Annotated in this window: 5 protein-coding genes; all 5 read right to left on the bottom strand. The window is 60.0% G+C overall.

The window, feature by feature from the left end; genetic code table 11:
• A partial coding sequence (locus ACLHHB_RS04540) for a hypothetical protein (RefSeq protein WP_410217099.1) occupies positions 1 to 259 on the bottom strand: 259 nt, incomplete at its 3' end.
• Between the two features lie 535 nt (positions 260 to 794).
• On the bottom strand, positions 795 to 1,046 hold the full coding sequence (locus ACLHHB_RS04535) for a DUF1971 domain-containing protein (protein ID WP_410217098.1): 252 nt from the start codon (positions 1,044 to 1,046) through the stop codon (positions 795 to 797).
• 32 nt (positions 1,047 to 1,078) lie between these two features.
• The gene (locus ACLHHB_RS04530; protein WP_410217097.1) at positions 1,079 to 1,438 is read right to left on the bottom strand and encodes a hypothetical protein; all 360 of its coding nucleotides are present in this window, start codon (positions 1,436 to 1,438) and stop codon (positions 1,079 to 1,081) included.
• Between the two features lie 583 nt (positions 1,439 to 2,021).
• Entirely contained in the window at positions 2,022 to 2,225 is a 204-nt protein-coding gene (locus tag ACLHHB_RS04525; RefSeq protein WP_410217096.1) for a hypothetical protein, read from the bottom strand.
• A 404-nt stretch (positions 2,226 to 2,629) separates the two neighbouring features.
• On the bottom strand, positions 2,630 to 3,234 hold a 605-nt coding region (locus ACLHHB_RS04520), incomplete at its 5' end, for a hypothetical protein (protein ID WP_410217095.1).

Below are 3,234 nucleotides of genomic sequence, written 5' to 3'. Positions count from 1 at the left end.
CCGGATCGGCATCACGCTGGAGCGCCATGGCCAGAGCGGCCGATGAGATCGAGCGCATCTCTTTAGGACCAGACCCAGGACGCTTCCCGTAGATGATGAGATAAGCGGCGGTTTCTCGGAAGGCGGGGAAGCTGAGGCCCTCGAGCAGCTCTTCCTCAACAAGAACCTCATAGCGCCCCGGGGGGAACCTGTCTCCCGAACCGGGAAGAATAAAGGGATGGGTGAACTCGACGATGGACGTGGAGGAGCGCGTGGTCATCCTGTTCTCCTTGAAGGAAGGTCCCCGGGAGATGAAAGGGACTGTGCCAGAACTGCGGGAATGGAGTATCGTGACAGGGATCGGCCAGGGCAGGACTATCCCAGGTTAGCGTGCATGGAGCTGTTTTCTTCCGCGAGACAGTTACCGTTTGCCCTCCTGCGAGCCTAAACTTCCATTGGCGGGAGTCGAAGACCTGCCGAAACGACGCAAGTTCCGTGAGGTCGCCATGGTAGCGGGGTTGGACACCCCAAGGCTGGTGCAGGCTGCGGCTCTGGATGAGGAGTAGCCGACGTGGGTCCGGTCATGCGTGAATGGCCGCGTCATCGACCGGCACCAAGAAAGGTCACTCATTCGAGGACCAAGGCTACAGGCTCGGCGCGCGCAAGCGTTCGGCGACCGCGAGGTCTTCCGGGGGGAGGCGAGCAGGGGACAGGGTCATATCAAGCCTGCCGATCGAAACCTTTGCTCGAGCGTAGTCCGATCAACCGACGTTCCTCTTCCCTTCGGTCGCGGCGCAAACCGCCGGCGCGTTAGATTACGCGGACTGTTCCCCCGGATGTTGCTTATAGAAATCGATCTGCATGCGCATGGCTCCGAGCGGCTTCACGAGATGAGGCTGATCCGGGAGTACGAGGCCGGGATGACCCGGATCGAGAATGGCTTCGGAAGGGGGTGCCAGCACTTGGAAGCGAAGGCGTCCGTCCAAAACCCGGATTACGCCCCATACGCCAGCTCGGGTCCGATGCTCGCGACGCAGTCCAGAGGGAAGGGTGGTCTCGTCAAACACCGGCGTACTCTTGTAGGGCAGGAGGACACCCGTCACAGCATGCGACACTCAGTTTGCACCTCCCGGATGTGGGCTGCACGATCCAGGAGGTCGGTCATGTGCTGAGCGGCCCTGATCGTAAGGGGGTGCTGCGTCGAACGCGGTCGCGGAGAGATCAAAGCGGCCATGTCTCGGACCGCGTGGCGCTGCTGGTTGGAGCTCTCCGCCAGAACGGCAATCAGCAGGTTTTCCAGCGCAATGACCCGGACGCGGAGGTGCACGAGCTCGCTGTTTGTCATCTCGGGCACATCCGTATGCACCTCTTCCCCCACCGCGCCACCCTCGTTATCCCAGGAGGAGAGGGCGTGTCGGCGCAGGGCGGACGGATCCGACATCGTGACAAGATTGGGCATCAGGTGGTCCTTCCAAGGAGGGTTATGATGGCGCTTATCGGTAGTTGAGGTTCGTCTCGCTCATGAGTGCCGATCTGCATCCTGGTCACCGTCCCGGTGCATAGCGCACCTGGGTGCCGCCAAAATCAAGCCGTCCGTCCACGCCCTGCACCTCGACATCGACCTGCTCGCGACCGGTTGGTCTTTTCGCCCGTCAGCACCATGAAGCAGCGTGCCCTGTGTCGAGAAACAGGCGCGAGGTTTGGGCGGTCAAGAGCCGCCCGCGCAAGCCTCGCGCCTTTGCACTCGGGACTCGAAGGTTGCCTCTCGGTCAGTGGGAGGCATGCCCTTGTCTAGTTCGCTTCTGCGGCTGATGTGCTGATGTAGATCAGGGTTCCCGGGTAATTTCTGGCCAATCGGCGCTGCCCTTTTAGCGGGTCTGTCTGCTTGCCGCCTGAAGGCTAAGCCAAGGGCAACCGGTTGTGCAGCTCTGCAAGTTTGCAACACCACCCGGCTGTGAGCAGAGCATTCTTGCTGCAGCTGCATTCGCTGCTGCGTGACTCTAGGTTGACCACGACATCACAGACCTAGCGGCCAACGCTGCTCATCCTGCCTGGCGGGCCTTTTGCATCTCGACATAGATGTCATCTTGAGTAAGATCCTCTGCCTGCGGATGCGAGCTGATGAGGCCAGAACGAAGCGTGGTGGCGGTCACTTCAGGCCCCATGTCGAGATAATCCTCAATCCAACCGTGGTCGATCTCCTGGCCGTCCGATTTACGCACGGCGCGATACTGATAATCGGTCATGGCGGCTTCCTTTCGCTGCTGAGCTTTCATCATGCCTGACCCAGGCAGACAAATCACTAAATAAACATTCTTTCTCCTCCCTCCCCGGCAGACAGGCGCGTAAGCGGGACGCACTGTGCAATGAGGAGGTCTAACTGGAGCCCGCGGGATGCCCTCTGCTGGAGAAGGTACACAGAGGACGCGGCACAGCGCCCACCAGTGCCCCTGCCGCCCTCGTCTTCAGGACATTGCCTCCGGGCTGACTCGCCACACCCACTCGACCGGCAGGGTACGAACATGTTAGACATGTTCATCCTATGCGATAGTCGCGGGATATATGGAGGCTCGCCATGGACCTCACGCAAGCAGTCCCCTCATTAATAAACCTGTCTCCTCGCGAGGATGCCGATGCAGCAGCTCGGCTGTCAGATGGGGAAATCGATAGGGCGTTCGACGATCAGGTGCATCAACTGGATAGGGAGCAGCTGCACCTGGCTCTGAACAAGAAGGCTCCGCAAGCGCCAGCTCATGCATGTCGCAAGACCTTCTTCTTTGTGCAGGCACAAAGTTAAATGCAAAATCCTGTGCTCGCGATGAAGAGGCCTAGTGCCGTCTTCGGCCGCCTCAAAGGCTAGCGCCAGTCCAAGGGTCGTGGCGGTGCCAAGGTTGACTCGCAGGATCTGCAGGGCCGAGATGAACTGCCCAATGGGCCGCCTAGCTCGGTTTCCGGGCGGTTCTCGCCAAGGCCGCCAAGAGTTATCCATCGCACCATCCTGATCGGAATTGACAATCTGCCTGTAGCTGAAGTGTGCACCGAGAAAGCTGGGCCCGTGCCAAATCCCCTGGCGCAGCGGCATGGCCGGGGACAGGAAGACGGACCGCAGGACATTGGGCAGAATAGCGCTTGAAGCGGCCCCGGATGTGTTAGGCAAAAGAAGAATAGAGACGTATGGTTTGTGTTGCGTAAAGCTGGCTGCCGTACACCTGCGCCCCCCGACATGTAGTAGGGGCGATTGATCAGTAGACGTTT

Origin of the sequence: Paracoccus sp. (in: a-proteobacteria), from assembly GCF_046462195.1 — a bacterium.
Lineage (GTDB): Bacteria > Pseudomonadota > Alphaproteobacteria > Rhodobacterales > Rhodobacteraceae > Paracoccus.
The sequence above is the reverse complement of the archived record's forward strand: the minus strand, read 5'-3'. Positions and strand labels throughout refer to the sequence as shown.

What these genes read in the sequence shown, in the direction of transcription:
- ACLHHB_RS04525 (WP_410217096.1), bottom strand. Translation starts at nt 2,225, where the DNA reads ATGACCGATTATCAGTATCGCGCCGTGCGTAAATCGGACGGCCAGGAG.
- ACLHHB_RS04530 (WP_410217097.1), bottom strand. Translation starts at nt 1,438, where the DNA reads ATGCCCAATCTTGTCACGATGTCGGATCCGTCCGCCCTGCGCCGACAC.